The organism is Citrobacter sp. Cf136, from assembly GCF_030333815.1.
Classification (GTDB): domain Bacteria; phylum Pseudomonadota; class Gammaproteobacteria; order Enterobacterales; family Enterobacteriaceae; genus Citrobacter; species Citrobacter freundii.
In genome coordinates this window covers 130,516-147,365 of the sequence record NZ_JAOWFE010000039.1, presented here as the reverse complement: position 1 = coordinate 147,365, position 16,850 = coordinate 130,516, and the positions used below count along the sequence as shown (strand labels likewise).

Below are 16,850 nucleotides of genomic sequence, written 5' to 3'. Positions count from 1 at the left end.
TTCCCCCTGTCCGTGGAGGCCGGATGAGGCATTACGCCGCCATCCGGCAACACAGAGAGACTCAGGAACGCTTATACAACGGTAACCAAATTACCAGCCGTAAACCACCCAGCGGGCTGTCTTCGGCTTTCACCCAGCCACGATGCTGCTGGATTGCGGTTTCAACAATCGCCAGACCCAGACCTGTTCCGCCAGACTCGCGATCGCGCGCCTCATCGGTACGATAGAACGGACGGAAAATCTGTTCTCTGTCTTCAGGGCTTACACCTGGACCATCGTCGTCCACGGTGATAGTAATCCCGTCGATATCCACCGCGAAGCCAACTTCAATCTTCGTATGTGAATAGCGCAGGGCATTGCGCACAATGTTTTCCAGCGCACTTTCCAACGCATTTGGGTTACCGTACAGCGGCCACGGACCCGGCGGGAAATTCACCGTGAGCGATTTACCCATCTGCTCAGCTTCAAAGGCGGCGTTATCCAGCACTTCGCCCCACAGCTGATTAGCTTTCACCGTTTCACTGACCAGCGCGTTTTTCTGCTGATTACGTGACATCACCAGCAGGTCGTTGATCATGCTGTCTAGTCGGTGTGCTTCTGTTTCAATGCGCTCCAGCTCTTTGCTCTCACCGCTACGACGGCGCAGCAGAGCGGTGCCCAGTTGCAGACGCGTTAGCGGTGTTCTCAGCTCGTGAGAGATGTCCGACAGCAGACGTTGCTGCGTGGTCATCATCCGTTCCAGCGCCGTCACCATCTGGTTAAAGCTGGCACCTGCCGCCAGAAACTCCTGCGGACCGGCTTCCAGCTCCGGATGTTGACGCAGGTTGCCCTGGGCCACTTCATCCGCAGCGTTTTTCAACTTACGCGCTGGTTTCGCCAGACTCCAGGCAAGCCAGAGCAATAGCGGAGAGCTGACTAACATGGTGACGATCAGCAACAACAGCGGTCGGTCAAACAGCAGGTTGATAAAGTCAGATTGTGAGCTGCTGGCTGGTCGAATGAGATACAGCTGGTAGTTATCTTCACCGTCTCTGACGGAGAAAGGCCCGACCATCTCAACGCGACCGTATTTTTTCTTTTGCGGATGGTCGGCGTTATCGGCCTGACCAATAAAGTTACGAATGATCTGCATTTCATTGCGTTCTGCGCCGATCACGCGTCCTTCCGTCGTAACAAGTAATAACCGCTGTCCTGGTGGCGCCCACTTGTCTATCGCCCGAAACAAGCGACGCCACCACATCAAATCGTTGGGTGGATCGTTCGCCAGTTCAGCTTCAACGTGTTGCTCAATCATTAACCCCTGGCGCTGCTCGCTGTCCAGTAGCTCGGTCATCTGGCGTGAGTCGAGCTTGGGTAACATCAGTACCAACATCAACACCAGTGCCAGCGTCAACCAGAAGATGGCAAAGATGCGCGCGGTTAAACTCCCTATCATGAAGCGGAAACCATCAGGTAGCCGCGACCACGCAGGGTTTTAAACCACGGGTGTCCGTCTTTACGCTCTGGCAGCTTACGACGCAGGTTCGAGATATGCATATCGATAGCGCGATCGAAAGGCGTCAGGCGTTTACCCAGCACTTCCTGGCTCAGGTGCTCACGCGAAACCACCTGACCGAGATGCTGTGCCAGCAAATAAAGCAGGGTGAATTCGGTGCCGGTTAACTCCAGGATTTGCCCGTCAAAGCTGGCTTCCTGGCGGCCCGGATTAAGGCTTAACGCATCTACTTCCAGAGTCGGCGAGCCGTTATCGCTGTTCTGCTGCTGTTCGCTCCAGTGTGAGCGACGCAGAATAGCGCGGATGCGCGCGACCAGTTCACGGTCGTTAAACGGTTTGGGTAAATAGTCGTCCGCGCCCAGCTCAAGGCCAAGTACGCGATCCAATTCGCTGCCGCGAGCGGTCAGCATGATTACGGGTGTCTGGTGTGTCTGACGAAGTGCTTTCAGCGTATCAATGCCGTTTTTCTTCGGCATCATGACGTCGAGCAAAAGTAAATCGATGCTGTCATCCAGAAGCTCAAGCGCCTGTTCCCCATCATAGGCAACCAGCACATCGAAACCTTCCATTTCGAGCAACTCCTTTAACAGGGAAGTCAGCTCTCGGTCATCATCAACTAACAGGATTTTATTCATTGTTTACGTACCTCCGAGGCAGAAATTACGTCATCAGGCGTCGCTAATCTATGACTTTACGTTGTTTTACACCCCCTGACGCATGTTTGCAGCCCGAATCGTAAACTGTCTCTCGTTGAATCGCGACAGAAAAGATTTTGGGAGCAAGTGATGGGCAAAGTTAGCGCTGCCGTCATGGCCTCAACGCTGGCACTCAGTACATTTAGCCATGCAGCTGAAGTCGTCACAGGCGATCACTGGCACCTGGGTGAAGGCTCATCGCAACGTAGCGTTCAGAGCCACATGTTTGACGGTATCAGTTTAACCGAACATCAACGTCAACAGATGCGAGATTTAATGCAGCAGGCAAGACACGAACAGCCTCCTGTTAATGTTAGCGAAATGGAGACAATGCATCGCCTTGTCACCGCAGAGAAATTTGATGAAAGCGCAGTGCGCGCTCAGGCAGAAAGAATGGCGCAAGAACAGGTTGCCCGCCAGGTTGAAATAGCCAGGATCCGCAACCAGATGTATCGCCTGTTAACGCCCGAGCAGCAAGCGGTTTTAAATGAGAAACATGAACAACGAATGGAGCAACTGCGCGACGTAGCGCACTGGAAAAAAAGCTCATCGTTGAATTTATTGAGTAGTAGCAACTCACGTTCCCAGTAGTAACCCTGTTTTCCTTGCCATAGACACCATCCCTGTCTTCCCCCACATGATGTGGGGGTTTTTTTTGCCCAAAATTTGTCACTCGGTTATTGCCTGACTGTTTTACTTCATCCGTTATACTAGCGGCATATTCTGGCTGGAGTGTTTATGAATCATACCTATGGGCGGCTGGTGAGCCGGGCGGCAATCGCGGCGACCGTGATGGCATCGCTGTTACTTTTGATCAAAATTTTCGCGTGGTGGTACACCGGATCGGTCAGTATTCTGGCTGCACTGGTGGATTCTCTGGTGGACATTGCGGCGTCGTTAACCAACCTGTTGGTGGTGCGCTATTCGCTGCAACCGGCCGATGATGAACATACGTTCGGACACGGAAAAGCGGAATCACTGGCGGCGCTGGCGCAAAGCATGTTTATTTCCGGTTCGGCGCTGTTTTTATTCCTGACCGGGATTCAGCATCTCATCCAACCGACGCCGATGAAAGATCCCGGCGTTGGGGTGGTTGTCACCATCATTGCGTTAGTGTGTACAATCATTCTGGTCTCGTTTCAGCGCTGGGTAGTGAAGCGTACGCAAAGTCAGGCCGTTCGGGCAGATATGCTTCATTATCAGTCTGATGTTATGATGAACGGTGCGATTCTCATTGCGCTCGGGCTGGCATGGTACGGTTGGCATCGTGCGGATGCCTTGTTTGCGCTCGGGATTGGCATCTATATTTTATATAGCGCATTACGCATGGGGTATGAGGCAGTGCAATCTTTGCTGGATCGCGCTTTACCCGATGAGGAACGTCAGGAAATTATTGATATCGTGACGTCATGGCCTGGGGTCAGCGGCGCTCACGATCTTCGCACGCGGCAGTCAGGGCCGACCCGCTTTATTCAGATTCATTTGGAAATGGAAGATAATCTGCCGCTCGTTCAGGCGCATTTAGTGGCTGAACAGGTTGAGCAGGCAATTTTACGGCGTTTCCCGGGATCGGATGTCATCATTCATCAGGATCCCTGTTCAGTCGTACCCAAGGAAGGCAAGGTGTTTGAGCTTTCATAATTCGTTGTAAAAAGTGAACCGGGCCAGCATTTTGTGTATAAATTACCACCATTTGGCCTGACCTGAATCAATTCAGCAGGAAGTGATTGTTATACTATCTGCATATTCGTTGGATCGTTTCGATATGCGGAATCGACTTCCGGCAGCAGATTTCATTTTGCATTCCAAAGTTCAGAGGTAGTCATGATTAAGAAAATCGGTGTGTTGACAAGCGGCGGTGATGCGCCGGGCATGAACGCAGCAATCCGTGGTGTTGTACGTGCAGCGTTGACGGAAGGGCTGGAAGTCATGGGGATCCATGATGGCTACCTGGGTTTGTATGAAGACCGTATGGTCCAGCTTGACCGCTACAGCGTGTCCGACATGATCAACCGTGGCGGTACTTTCCTCGGTTCAGCTCGCTTCCCGGAATTCCGCGACGAAAACGTGCGTGCGGTGGCTATCGAAAACCTGAAAAAGCGTGGCATTGATGCGCTGGTTGTTATCGGCGGTGACGGTTCTTACATGGGTGCAAAACGCCTGACTGAAATGGGCTTCCCATGCATCGGTCTGCCGGGCACTATCGACAACGATATCAAGGGCACCGACTACACCATCGGTTACTTCACCGCTCTGGGTACTGTAGTAGAAGCGATTGACCGTCTGCGTGATACCTCTTCTTCTCACCAGCGTATTTCCATCGTTGAAGTGATGGGCCGCTACTGTGGCGATCTGACCCTGGCGGCTGCAATTGCCGGTGGTTGTGAGTTCGTAGTGGTTCCGGAAGTGGAATTCAGTCGCGACGATTTGGTTGCTGAAATCAAAGCGGGCATCGCGAAAGGTAAAAAACACGCAATCGTAGCGATCACTGAACACATGTGTGACGTTGACGAACTGGCGCATTACATCGAGAAGGAAACGGGCCGCGAAACGCGTTCGACCGTGTTGGGTCACATTCAGCGTGGTGGTTCCCCGGTTCCTTACGATCGTATCCTGGCATCCCGTATGGGCGCATATGCTATTGAACTGCTGCTGGCAGGTCATGGCGGTCGCTGTGTCGGTATTCAGAACGAGCAACTGGTTCACCACGATATCATCGATGCTATCGAGAACATGAAGCGTCCATTCAAAGGTGACTGGCTGGACTGCGCGAAAAAACTGTACTGATTGTTTTTTGTTGCCCGGTGGCGCTTCGCTTACCGGGCCTACAGAGTGTACTCTTGTAGGCCGGATAAGGCGTAAGTCGTCATCCGGCACAACCTTCCTCATTTATTCCCCGAAGTTATAGCAAATCTTTTTTTATTCTTTAATGTTTGGATGCCTTTCTGGCACGCTTTGCTCATCACAACATCACATAAGAGAGCTGGGCGATGAACAAATGGGGCGTAGGGTTAACATTATTGCTGGCATCGACCAGCGTTCTGGCAAAGGATATTCAGTTACTTAACGTATCGTACGATCCAACACGTGAACTGTACGAGCAGTACAATAAAGCCTTCAGCGCGCACTGGAAGCAGGAAACGGGCGATAACGTCGTGATCCGCCAGTCACACGGCGGCTCTGGTAAACAGGCGACCTCTGTCATCAACGGTATTGAAGCCGATGTCGTGACGTTGGCACTGGCATATGACGTGGATGCCATTGCTGAACGTGGTCGAATTGATAAAAACTGGATTAAGCGCTTGCCGGATAACTCTGCGCCTTACACCTCCACCATCGTGTTCCTGGTCCGCAAAGGCAACCCCAAACAAATTCATGACTGGAACGATTTGATCAAACCCGGCGTGTCAGTGATTACACCAAACCCGAAAAGCTCAGGCGGCGCACGCTGGAACTATCTGGCGGCATGGGGCTATGCCCTGCACCACAACAACAACGATCAGGCCAAGGCACAAGACTTTGTGAAGGCCCTGTATAAAAACGTTGAGGTGCTCGATTCTGGTGCACGTGGCTCAACCAATACTTTCGTTGAACGTGGTATCGGTGATGTGCTGATCGCCTGGGAAAACGAAGCGCTGCTGGCAACGAACGAGCTGGGTAAAGACAAATTTGAGATAGTGACGCCGAGTGAATCTATTCTCGCGGAGCCGACCGTTTCCGTGGTCGATAAAGTGGTGGAAAAGAAAGACACCAAAGCGGTGGCGGAAGCTTATCTGAAGTATCTCTACTCTCCGGAAGGCCAGGAAATTGCAGCGAAAAACTACTATCGTCCACGTGATACAGACGTTGCGAAGAAATACGAAAATGCATTTCCGAAGCTGAAGCTGTTCACCATCGATGAAGAGTTTGGCGGCTGGACAAAAGCGCAGAAAGAGCACTTCTCTAATGGCGGTACGTTCGACCAGATCAGCAAACGCTAAATAAGTCTGTGATTTACCGACCCGGTGGCCTAACGCGACCGGGTTTTTTATTTGTCATGGTTTTGCGTTACTCTTGCCCTTCAATGGGATACAGGAAACGCGTAATGAAAAAAGCAGGCTATCTTTTACTGGCGGTGATTGTGGTCGCCGCCGCTGCAGGCATCGGGTACTGGAAATTCACCGGCAACCCGGACGCATTACGCCAGATCGTCCTTCAACAATGCTTGCCGCACCAGTTGCAGCAGCAGGATCCTGCACCATGCGCAGAAGTGAAGCCGGATGCCGGATATGTGGTGTTCAAAGACCGTAACGGCCCTTTGCAATATTTGTTGATGCCCACTTATCGCATTAACGGTACGGAAAGCCCACTGCTGTTGAAATCAGGCACGCCGAACTTTTTCTGGCTGGCCTGGCAGGCGCGTAGCTTTATGAGCCAAAAATACGGCCAGGAAATCCCTGACAAAGCAGTCTCTCTGACCATTAACTCATGTAGCGGGCGTACTCAAAATCACCTGCATATTCATATCTCCTGCCTGCGAACCGATGTCAGAAAACAGCTGGATGACAACCTGGCGAAAACCAGCACCCGCTGGCTACCTCTACCAGGTGGGCTGCGCGGTCATGAATATCTGGCGCGTCGCGTCACGGAAAATGAACTGGCACAACGCAGCCCATTTATGATGCTGGCAGAAGAGGTGCCGGATGCACGTGAGCATATGGGCAGCTATGCGTTGGCGATGGTGCGTCAGAGCGATGAATCCTTTGTTCTGCTGGCTACTCAGCGCAATCTGCTGGCGCTGAATCTCGCCTCCACTGAGGAAATTCAGGATCATCAATGTGATATTCTGCGTTAACCCCACCTAATCTGGCGTTTACTCCGCATGCCTGTCCCCGTATTCTTGTTGAAAAAAACAACAGGAGACAGGCATGTCGCTCTGGCTTACACACCCTCTGTTTATCCCCTCTCTGGTGGTTGGCATCACCATTCTGCTCTGGGCTACGTCGCTGCTGCCGGAGTTTATAACGGCGCTGCTGTTCTTTGCCGTGGCGATGGTCGCCAAAATCGCGCCACCGGATGTGATCTTTGGCGGCTTTGCGTCCTCCGCATTCTGGTTGGTGTTTAGCGGCTTTGTGCTGGGTATCGCGATTCGTAAAACGGGGCTGGCGGACAGGGCGGCGAGGGCGCTGTCATCACGGTTGACCGACTCCTGGCCGTTAATGGTGGCGAGTGTGGTGCTGTTGAGTTACGCGCTGGCGTTTGTAATGCCATCCAACATGGGCCGCATTGCGCTGCTGATGCCGATTGTCGCAGCGATGGCGAAACGAGCTGGAATTAACGATGGTACGCGCGCCTGGTATGGTCTGGCACTGGCCGTTGGGTTTGGGACATTCCAGCTTTCTGCGACGATTTTACCCGCAAACGTACCGAATCTGGTGATGAGCGGCGCGGCGGAAGGCTCTTACGGCATCCACCTCAATTATCTTCCCTATTTGCTGCTGCATACGCCGGTTCTGGGTTGGCTTAAAGGCGCGGTTCTCATCGTGCTTATCTGCTGGCTGTTCCCTGGCAAGCCCCATGCGCCGCGCGATCTCACGCCGTCGGAACCGATGAGTGGAGATGAAAAACGTCTGGCCTGGATGTTAGCGGTGGTGTTGCTTCTTTGGGTAAGCGAAAGCTGGCACGGCATTGGCCCCGCGTGGACCGGGCTGGCGGCGGCAGTTATCACATTGCTCCCACGGGTTGGCTTTATCAATGGCGACGAGTTTTCCACTGGGGTCAACATTCGTACCTGTATTTATGTGGCGGGTATTCTGGGGCTGGCGATCACCGTCACGCAGACAGGTATTGGTAGCGCCGTTGGCGAAGCGCTGTTACAGGTGATGCCGCTGGATGCGGAAAAGCCGTTTACCAGTTTCCTCGCGCTGACCGGTATTACCACGGCGCTTAATTTTATTATGACGGCGAACGGTGTTCCGGCACTGTATACCACGTTGGCGCAAAGCTTTGCCGATGCGACGGGATTCCCGCTGCTGTCGGTGATTATGATCCAGGTACTGGGTTATTCCACACCACTGTTGCCGTATCAGGCTTCACCGATCGTGGTGGCGATGGCGCTCGGGAAAGTACCTGCAAGGGCAGGGATGCTGCTGTGTATCGCACTGGCGGCGGCAACGTATTTGATTCTTCTGCCGCTGGATTACGCCTGGTTTACGGTGTTGGGAAAACTGTAGCTGTATCAAAATGTTAATTTTATGTTTTGTGAGTGAGTGAATTGTATTATGCGCGGCAATATCGGTTAATGCCTGAGCGCAGATTTGCGCACTGGAAACTCAAGGATTGATTCATGGACAGTTTGACCCCCATCCGCCGCTGGCCTGCCATCATCTCGCTTGTGATTACGCTGACCATCTGGTTTGTTATCCCGTGTCCTCCTGACGTAACCCCACAAGCGTGGCATCTGCTGGCACTGTTTATTGGTACGATCGCCGCGATTATCGGTAAAGCTATGCCCATTGGCGCAATTGCGATTGTGGCGATTATGCTGGTGGCGATGACAGGCGTTACTAACCCAGGCAAACCTTCGGCGGCATTGAACGATGCATTGAGTGGTTTTTCTAACCAGCTAATCTGGCTGATTGGTTTATCCATTATGCTGTCGCAAAGTCTGTTAAAGACCGGCCTGGGCGCGCGTATTGGCTACGGGTTTATTGCGCTATTTGGTAAAAGAACGCTGGGTATTGCGTGGGCATTAACCCTTGCGGAAACGCTAATTGCACCCGTAACGCCAAGCAATACCGCGCGTGGTGGTGGCATTATCCACCCGGTAATGCGGGCGATTGCGGAGAGCCTCGGCTCGCAGCCAGGCCATGCCGAGAATGGCTCAACGGGCCGTTATCTCGCGCTGGTGAACTACAACATTAACCCGATCAGCTCGGCAATGTTCATCACCGCGACCGCACCTAATCCGTTAATCGTCAGTTTTTTGACAAAGGGGACGGATGGCGTGCTGAACATGACCTGGGGAATGTGGGCTATTGCGGCGCTTCTTCCCGCACTGGTATCACTGGTTGTTATGCCGATTGTAATCTGGTGGCTCTATCCGCCAGCTATCACGCGCACGCCAAATGCGCCGCAGTTTGCGCGGCAAAAACTGGATGCGCTGGGTCCACTTTCTTTGGCAGAGAAAATCACCCTGGGGGTGTTCATTTTGCTGCTCTGTCTATGGGCGGGTGTTCCAGCAATGCTGATGGGCAGTGCCTGGAGCGTAAACCCCACTAGCGCCGCGTTAATTGGATTGTCGATTCTATTGATGGCGGGTGTATTGAGCTGGGATGACATTCTTAAATGCCGCGGGGCATGGGATACGATAGTCTGGTTTGCCGCGCTGGTGATGATGGCGGATTTTCTCAGCAAACTGGGATTGGTGGGATGGCTGGCAACCAGCGTGGGTAGCGCAATCGACCATCTTGGCGTGCACTGGAGTGTTGCGACGCTGCTGTTGATCCTGCTTTACGTCTACTCGCACTACTTTTTCGCCAGCACAACTGCGCATATTACGGCTATGTTCGCTGCGTTCTTCGCCGCAGGCTTAGGCCTCGGCGCGCCGCCAGCGCTGCTTGGTTTAATGCTCGGTTTCTCCTCCTCCTTGATGATGTCGCTCACGCACTATGGCACGGGTACTGCGCCTATTATCTTTGGTTCGGGCTATGTCACGTTGGCGGAGTGGTGGAAAACGGGGCTGGTGATGAGTGTGGTCAACCTGACCATTTGGGGTGTGACCGGCGCCTTCTGGTGGCACTGGTTGGGATACTGGTAGTTAATACAGCGGGAGGAGGGCTCCTCCCGCCTTAACAACTTAAGCCTGTTTAGCGGCTTCTGCTGCTTTAACGATGACTGCGAAGGTGTCTGCTTTCAGAGAAGCACCACCAACCAGCGCACCGTCGATGTCCGGCTGAGCGAACAGTTCTGCCGCGTTAGCTGCGTTTACAGAACCGCCGTACTGGATGATAACTTGCTCAGCGATTTTCGCGTCAGCTTTAGCAATGTGGTCACGAATAAATTTGTGAACAGCCTGAGCCTGAGCAGGAGTTGCAGATTTGCCGGTACCGATAGCCCATACTGGTTCGTAAGCGATAACGACGCCTTCGAATGCTGCCGCGCCCTGAGTTTTCAGAACCGCGTCGATCTGACGTGCACAAACTTCTTCAGTTTTGCCCGCTTCGTTTTCTGCTTCGGTTTCACCGATGCACAGAACTGGAGTCAGACCCTGCTCTTTCAGCACGGCGAATTTTTTAGCGATCAGCTCGTCAGATTCTTTGTGGTAAGTACGACGCTCAGAGTGACCGATAATGATGTACTGCGCGCCGATGTCTTTCAGCATTTCAGCACTTGTTTCACCAGTGAATGCGCCAGACAGGTTCAGGTCAACGTTCTGCGCGCCCAGAATGATGTGGCTACCGGCAGCGGCGTGTTTCGCCAGGTCGATATACATTTCCGGCGGAGCAATCGCTACTGCACAGCCAGCAACGCCAGCCAGTTCTTTACGCAGGTTAGCAACCAGTTCGTTTACCATGTGGCGGCTGCCGTTCAGTTTCCAGTTACCCATCACTAAAGGATGTCGCATTTCATTTCTCCACGCTTGTCAGCGAATTAAGGAATATGGCCGCCCGTGAGGGCAGCATGGTCTGTGAAACAGTATAGAGATTCATCCCCTGAAAGGCTTTGCTTTTTGTCATCAATTCGCCTTCTCAAGACTTTCTGATAGTACCAGCTTAATCGGTTCAACAGCGAAGGTCAGTCCTTTTTCACCGTTGTCAGCAACAACATAGCGAATTGCGCCTTCTGTTTCAGCGTAATAGCGCTTACCTTTGCCTGCGGCGAGCAGTTTTTGCAGCTTTTTCTGGCTCTGTTCCTTCGTCAGTAGCGGTGCGACGGTGCGGATGACGGCGGTCATGTATTCCAGCGCTTTCACTTTGGCTGCCTTTTGTTCTGGCCCCTGAATGGGTAACCAGGTTATCTGCATGCTTTTGATTTTAAGGGTGCCGCGTTCAAGAGCGGAAGACGCATACAGGTTTTCATTGATTTTACTGGCTGCGCGGGTGAGATTTGCTCGATCGCGACTGCTGTCGATGGCGCGGAACTCATTCAGAATAAGCTTCGGATTCTGCGTATTAAAGTTTTCACGAAACTGGCTAATCGACAGGTCAAAGGTCGGCGCGCCCGCCAGTAAATAGGGGGCCGTGGTTGCCGTCGATGGCTCTTCCGCCAGTACCGCAGTGCTCGCGGTTAAGGCTGAAAACAATAATAAAAACAGTGTAAATCCTTGCTTCATCAATCGTACCTTTCATTCTCATTGCTCACGATTAAAACGGTAACCGTCGAGCTTGTCAAAAGGGTAAACTGTTCTGGAAGGTAATAATAAAGGAACTTACATGACCATACAGCAGTGGTTATTCTCATTTAAAGGGCGCATCGGGCGCCGTGATTTCTGGATTTGGATTGGCCTATGGATCGTCAGCATGCTGGTTCTGTTTTCGCTGGCGAGCAAACAATTACTCGATATTCAGACCGCGGCTTTTTGCCTGGTGTGTCTGCTATGGCCAACGGCGGCAGTGACGGTAAAACGTCTGCATGACCGGGGGCGCTTCGGAGCGTGGGCGCTGTTGATGATCCTGGCGTGGATGCTGCTGGCCGGAAATTGGGCGATATTACCCGGTGTCTGGCAATGGGCGGTAGGCCGCTTTGTTCCAACGTTGATTCTGGTTGGTATGCTTATCGATCTGGGGGCGTTCATTGGCACCCAGGACGCAAATAAATATGGTAAGGATACGCAGGACGTAAAGTACAGAGCTGACTCGTAGGCCGGATAAGCGCCATCCGGCAAAATGCCCGGGTGTTTACCGGGCATTAAAACGTTCTTACCAGTAGTGCTCTGCGGTCATATGGCCCGGTCGACGGCGCAGGTGTTTGGTCATTTGCCGGGTCTCTTTCAGCAACTGCTGCGTGTCGCGTACCATTTGCGGGTTTCCGCACAGCATCACATGGCTGGTTTCTTTATCCATTGGCAACCCGACTGCTTTTTCTAGCTCACCGCTTTCAATCAACGCCGGTACACGTCCGGTCAGCGAATCTGCGGCTGTTTCACGGCTGACAACCGTCTGGATGCGTAATTTACCTTCGTAGCGTTTTTCCAACGCCTGCATCAACGGTAGATAGCTCAAATCGGCGGCATAGCGCGCGGCGTGGACCAGCACCAGATTTTTAAAGCGATCCAGGTCCTTGCCTAACTGCAGAATCGACAAATATGGGCCGATAGCCGTGCCGGTCGCCAGCATCCATAGCGTTTCGCAATCGGGGACTTCATCCAGCACGAAGAAACCAGCAGCTTCACTCACCACCTGCACTTCATCGCCTGGCTTCAGTGCTGCCAGACGAGGGCTGAGTTTGCCGTCGGGAACCGTCACCAGATAAAACTCTAAATCGGGGTTATCAGGGGCATTTACGTAAGAATAGGCGCGCTGGACGCGTTCGCCGTCGATCTCAAGGCCAAGTTTAGTGAACTGACCTGCAGTGAAAGGAAGAACTGGAGCTCGCACGGTCAAACTAAACAGGGCATCGGTCCAGTTTTGCACCTTTGTGACTTTGCCTGTTACCCAATCTGCCATGGTTTTCTCCTGTCTGTTTTGATTGCCTTATCTTCGTTCGTTGGACGAAAGATTTCCAGCCCATATGGGCTGGAAGGCTCTATTGATCAAATCAATTACAGGATGTGCGCCTGCACATCGGGATCTTTACGATCGAGGTAGTGAATCGACTGAATGCGACGGATCGTACGTGATTTGCCGCGGATCAGCAGCGTTTCGGTGGTGGCGATATTACCTTTGCGGCTAATCCCTTCCAGCAAATCGCCTTTGGTGATGCCGGTGGCGGAGAAAATGACGTTGTCGCTACGCGCCATTTCATCGAGGCGCAGCGCTTTGCCCGCTTCAATGCCCATGGCGGCGCAACGAGCCAGTTCTTGTTCGCCAATGCGACGGTTTTCTTCGCTGTCGCCTTTGACGTCATGACGCGCCAGCAAACGGCCCTGCATGTCGCCGTCCAGCGCGCGGATCACAGCTGCGGAAACCACACCTTCAGGTGCGCCGCCAATGCCGTACAGCACGTCAACTTCACTGTCTGGCATGCAGGTCAGAATGGAGGCCGCAACGTCGCCGTCTGGAATAGCGAAGACGCGCACGCCCAGTTTTTGCATTTCGGCGATCGTTTCATCATGGCGTGGTTTGGCCAGAATGGTTACGGTCAGTTCACTCAGCGGTTTATTGAGTGCAGCGGCAACGTTATGCAGGTTGGCTTCCAGCGACAGGTTCAGGTCGATAGACCCTTTTGCGCCTGGGCCGACAATCAGCTTTTCCATGTACATATCTGGCGCATTCAGGAAGCAGCCTTTATCGCCCACAGCCAGTACGGCCAGCGCGTTTGCCTGACCCATTGCCGTCATGCGTGTGCCTTCAATAGGATCGACGGCGATGTCGACCGCATCACCAAGACCGGTCCCGACTTTTTCACCGATAAACAGCATCGGCGCTTCATCAATCTCACCCTCGCCAATCACGATGGTGCCGTCGATGTTGACCTGGTTGAGCATAATACGCATGGCGTTCACCGCCGCGCCGTCAGCGGTATTTTTATCGCCGCGGCCCAGCCATTTATAGCCAGCCAGCGCGGCCGCTTCGGTCACGCGTGAAAATTCAATGGCAAGTTCTCGTCTCATTGCAAACTCGTAGCTGAAAGGAATGGCGCGAAGTGTAGCACAGGGGAGGGGGCTAGATTATTGATGTGTGTGCGGGGTTGCCCCCGCACGAAGATTTTGCCGGATAAGCCAAAGTAGCCATCCGGCAATGACGTATTACTCGTCGTGATCTTCCCATGCCATGGCGCGTTTGACCGCTTTTTTCCAGCCACTGTAACGGAAGTTACGCTCGGTGGTTTCGATGCCTGGACGGAATTCACGCTCGATGACCGCTTTCTCCTGCAACTCATCCAGATTCTGCCAGAAGCCTACTGCCAGGCCAGCCAGGTACGCTGCACCTAATGCGGTGACTTCGCGAACTTCCGGACGCTCTACGCGGGTGCCCAGAATGTCAGACTGGAACTGCATCAGGAAGTTGTTGGCGACCGCACCGCCGTCAACGCGCAGGGCGTGCAGACGAATACCGGAGTCAGCCTGCATCGCTTCCAGAACATCACGCGTCTGATAAGCGATAGACTCAAGCGTTGCGCGGATGATGTGGTTGGAGTTTACGCCACGGGTCAGGCCGAAGATGGCGCCACGTGCATACGGGTCCCAGTACGGTGCACCCAGGCCAGTAAATGCCGGAACGACGTACACGCCGTTGGTGTCTTTCACTTTGGTGGCGAAATACTCAGAGTCGAATGCATCGCTGATGAGTTTCATTTCATCGCGCAGCCACTGAATGGATGCGCCAGCCATAAATACCGCACCTTCCAGCGCGTAGTTCACTTCCCCGGTCGGTCCGCAGGCGATGGTGGTCAGTAGTCCGTTTTCGGACTTAACGGCTTTCTCTCCGGTATTCATCAGCATGAAGCAGCCGGTACCGTAAGTGTTTTTCGCCATCCCTTCCTTTACGCACAGCTGGCCAAACAGAGCTGCCTGCTGGTCACCGGCGATACCGGAGATAGGAATACGAATGCCGCCTTTACCACCAATGTTGGTCTGACCGTATACTTCAGAAGAGCGACGCACTTCTGGCAGCATGGCGCGCGGAATATCCAGCGCATCCAGCATCGTGTCATCCCAGTCCAGGGAGTGGATGTTGAACAGCATGGTACGTGAAGCGTTGGTGTAATCCGTGACGTGTACGCGTCCCTGCGTCATTTTCCAGATAAGCCAGGTGTCCACGGTACCAAACAGCAGTTCGCCGCGACGAGCGCGTTCACGCGAGCCTTCAACGTGGTCGAGGATCCATTTCACCTTGGTGCCAGAGAAGTACGGGTCAATCACCAGGCCGGTGTTGTTACGGATGTATTCTTCCATGCCATCGCGCTTGAGCTTTTCGCAGATATCTGCGGTACGACGACACTGCCACACAATGGCGTTGTAGATTGGTTTACCGGTCTCACGCTCCCAGACGATGGTGGTTTCACGCTGGTTGGTAATACCGATCGCTGCAATTTCATCGGAACTGATATCGGCTTTCGCCAGAACTTCAACCAGCGTAGAGCTTTGGGTTGCCCAAATTTCCATTGGGTCGTGTTCTACCCAACCTGCTTTCGGGTAGATTTGCTCGAATTCGCGCTGTGAAACGGCAACGATATTCGCATCGTGGTCCATTACGACCGCGCGGGAGCTGGTGGTGCCCTGGTCGAGCGCAACGATATATTTTTTTTCAGTCATAATTTTTGTCCCGTAGTCACATTACAGCGAAGCTTTTTGTTGAGTGTTGGCCGCCGCGTCTTTTTCTTCAATCACGCAGACATCGCACGGTAAATGGCGACCAATCAGTTTGCGATATGCCCATGCGCCCAAAATCGCGCCGGTAATCGGGCCAAATACCGGAACCAGGAAGTAAGGGATATCGCGACCACCTGTGAAGGCAATCTCACCCCATCCGGCCATCCAGGCGAAGAGTTTCGGTCCGAAGTCACGTGCCGGGTTCATCGCAAAACCTGTCAGCGGACCCATGGAAGCACCAATAACGGCAATTAATAAGCCAATCAGCAGTGGTGCCAGCGGACCACGAGGTACACCGTTACCATCGTCGGTCAGAGCCAGAATCAGCCCCATTAGAATAGCGGTAATGACCATTTCAACCGCGAAGGCCTGCACAAAATTGATATGCGGATTCGGATAGGTGGAGAAAGTACCCGCCAGACCCAGGCTTTCGGTAGTGCCACGCACGATATGGTTGGTTTGTTCAAAATCGATGAAAAGATTGTAATAAAGCCCGTAAACCAATGCCGCTGCGCAAAAGGCGCCGGCAATTTGCGAAATAATAAAAGGGACAACTTTGCGTTTATCAAAACAGGCGAACAGCCAGAGTGCGATGGTTACCGCGGGATTCAGGTGTGCACCAGAAACGCCTGCGGTCAGATAGATAGCCATTGCTACCCCCAGACCCCAGATGATACTGATTTCCCACTGACCAAAAGTAGCACCAGCTACTTTGAGTGCAGCGACACAGCCCACACCGAAGAAAATCAACAACCCGGTACCGAGGAATTCAGCAATGCACTGGCCTTTTAAGGTTGAGGTTTGACTCATAATCGGATCCTGAAGAGAGTTTAATGTTTATTGTGTGCGAGAAGGTCACTGACATCCCCGGAGCCGGTAGGCACACTGTTAATTTATCGTTAACGCTCAAAAACGAGAAATATCGAAATTAAAATGTGTGTACTGCATCAACAAAATGAGCGTTTTCGCGCCATTGTGCGGCATTTGTTATACAAAAATAGTGTGAGCTGAATCATTTCACTGATCAATCTGTTAACACTTAAGAGTTATGACAGTCATGTCACCAGGAGAAAGACTAAAAGTGTTGCAAACCGCAATCTGCGCGGGATGCCGCTGGACAGCGATGACGCGGCTTCATACAATCGGTGTTAAGTAGAGTGCGCTCGTTTTTATTAAGGCGTCGCCGGTTATCGGGACGAGGATTTTT

At 52.8% G+C, this 16,850-nt stretch carries 16 protein-coding genes; 8 read left to right on the top strand and 8 right to left on the bottom strand.

Going from position 1 to position 16,850, the window contains the following annotated elements:
* Positions 1-61 precede the first annotated feature (61 nt).
* Together cpxA and cpxR are read right to left on the bottom strand one after the other, a co-directional pair.
* Positions 62-1,435, bottom strand: a complete 1,374-nt coding sequence (gene cpxA / locus OGV98_RS19065) for an envelope stress sensor histidine kinase CpxA (RefSeq protein ID WP_003840485.1) — start codon at positions 1,433-1,435, stop codon at positions 62-64.
* Entirely contained in the window at positions 1,432-2,130 is a 699-nt protein-coding gene (gene cpxR / locus OGV98_RS19060; protein WP_003028763.1) for an envelope stress response regulator transcription factor CpxR, read from the bottom strand. The genes cpxA and cpxR overlap by 4 nt, the downstream gene beginning before the upstream one ends.
* A 150-nt stretch (positions 2,131-2,280) precedes the next feature.
* Between cpxR and cpxP the strand changes: the two genes are divergently transcribed.
* The 7 genes from cpxP (at position 2,281) to OGV98_RS19025 (ending at position 9,988) form a co-directional block, all read left to right on the top strand.
* On the top strand, positions 2,281-2,781 hold the full coding sequence (gene cpxP / locus OGV98_RS19055; RefSeq protein ID WP_003028767.1) for a cell-envelope stress modulator CpxP: 501 nt from the start codon (positions 2,281-2,283) through the stop codon (positions 2,779-2,781).
* A gap of 147 nt (positions 2,782-2,928) precedes the next feature.
* Positions 2,929-3,831, top strand: a complete 903-nt coding sequence (fieF, locus tag OGV98_RS19050) for a CDF family cation-efflux transporter FieF (RefSeq protein WP_003028775.1) — start codon at positions 2,929-2,931, stop codon at positions 3,829-3,831.
* 183 nt (positions 3,832-4,014) lie between these two features.
* Entirely contained in the window at positions 4,015-4,977 is a 963-nt protein-coding gene (gene pfkA, locus OGV98_RS19045; RefSeq protein ID WP_003028778.1) for a 6-phosphofructokinase, read from the top strand.
* Between the two features lie 203 nt (positions 4,978-5,180).
* On the top strand, positions 5,181-6,170 hold the full coding sequence (gene sbp, locus OGV98_RS19040; protein WP_003840489.1) for a sulfate/thiosulfate ABC transporter substrate-binding protein Sbp: 990 nt from the start codon (positions 5,181-5,183) through the stop codon (positions 6,168-6,170).
* A gap of 104 nt (positions 6,171-6,274) precedes the next feature.
* The gene (locus OGV98_RS19035) at positions 6,275-7,024 is read left to right on the top strand and encodes a CDP-diacylglycerol diphosphatase (protein WP_286551934.1); all 750 of its coding nucleotides are present in this window, start codon (positions 6,275-6,277) and stop codon (positions 7,022-7,024) included.
* A gap of 73 nt (positions 7,025-7,097) precedes the next feature.
* Positions 7,098-8,402: an SLC13 family permease gene (locus OGV98_RS19030; RefSeq protein ID WP_003840496.1), complete on the top strand. Its 1,305-nt coding sequence runs from the start codon at positions 7,098-7,100 to the stop codon at positions 8,400-8,402.
* Positions 8,403-8,515: 113 nt separating this feature from the next.
* The gene (locus OGV98_RS19025; RefSeq protein ID WP_016151273.1) at positions 8,516-9,988 is read left to right on the top strand and encodes a DASS family sodium-coupled anion symporter; all 1,473 of its coding nucleotides are present in this window, start codon (positions 8,516-8,518) and stop codon (positions 9,986-9,988) included.
* A 39-nt stretch (positions 9,989-10,027) separates the two neighbouring features.
* On the opposite strand, the gene tpiA is transcribed toward OGV98_RS19025, so the two are convergent.
* Positions 10,028-10,795, bottom strand: coding sequence for a triose-phosphate isomerase (gene tpiA / locus OGV98_RS19020; RefSeq protein WP_202580880.1), 768 nt, complete (start codon positions 10,793-10,795; stop codon positions 10,028-10,030).
* A gap of 111 nt (positions 10,796-10,906) precedes the next feature.
* The gene (locus tag OGV98_RS19015) at positions 10,907-11,503 is read right to left on the bottom strand and encodes a DUF1454 family protein (protein WP_071697856.1); all 597 of its coding nucleotides are present in this window, start codon (positions 11,501-11,503) and stop codon (positions 10,907-10,909) included.
* A gap of 100 nt (positions 11,504-11,603) precedes the next feature.
* Here OGV98_RS19015 and OGV98_RS19010 point away from each other — a divergent pair, with 100 nt between their 5' ends.
* Positions 11,604-12,032 carry a DUF805 domain-containing protein gene (locus tag OGV98_RS19010; protein ID WP_286551930.1) on the top strand — a complete coding sequence of 143 codons (429 nt, stop codon included), beginning with the start codon at positions 11,604-11,606 and terminating at the stop codon, positions 12,030-12,032.
* Between the two features lie 57 nt (positions 12,033-12,089).
* Here OGV98_RS19010 and fpr read toward each other — a convergent pair whose 3' ends face one another.
* From fpr to OGV98_RS18990, 4 genes are all read right to left on the bottom strand, one after another.
* The gene (gene fpr / locus OGV98_RS19005; RefSeq protein WP_003840504.1) at positions 12,090-12,836 is read right to left on the bottom strand and encodes a ferredoxin--NADP(+) reductase; all 747 of its coding nucleotides are present in this window, start codon (positions 12,834-12,836) and stop codon (positions 12,090-12,092) included.
* A gap of 95 nt (positions 12,837-12,931) precedes the next feature.
* Positions 12,932-13,942: a class II fructose-bisphosphatase gene (glpX, locus tag OGV98_RS19000; protein WP_003840506.1), complete on the bottom strand. Its 1,011-nt coding sequence runs from the start codon at positions 13,940-13,942 to the stop codon at positions 12,932-12,934.
* Between the two features lie 135 nt (positions 13,943-14,077).
* On the bottom strand, positions 14,078-15,586 hold the full coding sequence (gene glpK / locus OGV98_RS18995) for a glycerol kinase GlpK (RefSeq protein WP_003028792.1): 1,509 nt from the start codon (positions 15,584-15,586) through the stop codon (positions 14,078-14,080).
* A gap of 21 nt (positions 15,587-15,607) precedes the next feature.
* Complete coding sequence (locus OGV98_RS18990) at positions 15,608-16,453, bottom strand: MIP/aquaporin family protein (protein WP_003028793.1); 846 nt, start codon at positions 16,451-16,453, stop codon at positions 15,608-15,610.
* Between the last annotated feature and the right edge of the window lie 397 nt (positions 16,454-16,850).

What these genes read in the sequence shown, in the direction of transcription:
- cpxA (WP_003840485.1), bottom strand. Translation starts at nt 1,435, where the DNA reads ATGATAGGGAGTTTAACCGCGCGCATCTTTGCCATCTTCTGGTTGACG.
- cpxR (WP_003028763.1), bottom strand. Translation starts at nt 2,130, where the DNA reads ATGAATAAAATCCTGTTAGTTGATGATGACCGAGAGCTGACTTCCCTG.
- cpxP (WP_003028767.1), top strand. Translation starts at nt 2,281, where the DNA reads ATGGGCAAAGTTAGCGCTGCCGTCATGGCCTCAACGCTGGCACTCAGT.
- fieF (WP_003028775.1), top strand. Translation starts at nt 2,929, where the DNA reads ATGAATCATACCTATGGGCGGCTGGTGAGCCGGGCGGCAATCGCGGCG.
- pfkA (WP_003028778.1), top strand. Translation starts at nt 4,015, where the DNA reads ATGATTAAGAAAATCGGTGTGTTGACAAGCGGCGGTGATGCGCCGGGC.
- sbp (WP_003840489.1), top strand. Translation starts at nt 5,181, where the DNA reads ATGAACAAATGGGGCGTAGGGTTAACATTATTGCTGGCATCGACCAGC.
- OGV98_RS19035 (WP_286551934.1), top strand. Translation starts at nt 6,275, where the DNA reads ATGAAAAAAGCAGGCTATCTTTTACTGGCGGTGATTGTGGTCGCCGCC.
- OGV98_RS19030 (WP_003840496.1), top strand. Translation starts at nt 7,098, where the DNA reads ATGTCGCTCTGGCTTACACACCCTCTGTTTATCCCCTCTCTGGTGGTT.
- OGV98_RS19025 (WP_016151273.1), top strand. Translation starts at nt 8,516, where the DNA reads ATGGACAGTTTGACCCCCATCCGCCGCTGGCCTGCCATCATCTCGCTT.
- tpiA (WP_202580880.1), bottom strand. Translation starts at nt 10,795, where the DNA reads ATGCGACATCCTTTAGTGATGGGTAACTGGAAACTGAACGGCAGCCGC.
- OGV98_RS19015 (WP_071697856.1), bottom strand. Translation starts at nt 11,503, where the DNA reads ATGAAGCAAGGATTTACACTGTTTTTATTATTGTTTTCAGCCTTAACC.
- OGV98_RS19010 (WP_286551930.1), top strand. Translation starts at nt 11,604, where the DNA reads ATGACCATACAGCAGTGGTTATTCTCATTTAAAGGGCGCATCGGGCGC.
- fpr (WP_003840504.1), bottom strand. Translation starts at nt 12,836, where the DNA reads ATGGCAGATTGGGTAACAGGCAAAGTCACAAAGGTGCAAAACTGGACC.
- glpX (WP_003840506.1), bottom strand. Translation starts at nt 13,942, where the DNA reads ATGAGACGAGAACTTGCCATTGAATTTTCACGCGTGACCGAAGCGGCC.
- glpK (WP_003028792.1), bottom strand. Translation starts at nt 15,586, where the DNA reads ATGACTGAAAAAAAATATATCGTTGCGCTCGACCAGGGCACCACCAGC.
- OGV98_RS18990 (WP_003028793.1), bottom strand. Translation starts at nt 16,453, where the DNA reads ATGAGTCAAACCTCAACCTTAAAAGGCCAGTGCATTGCTGAATTCCTC.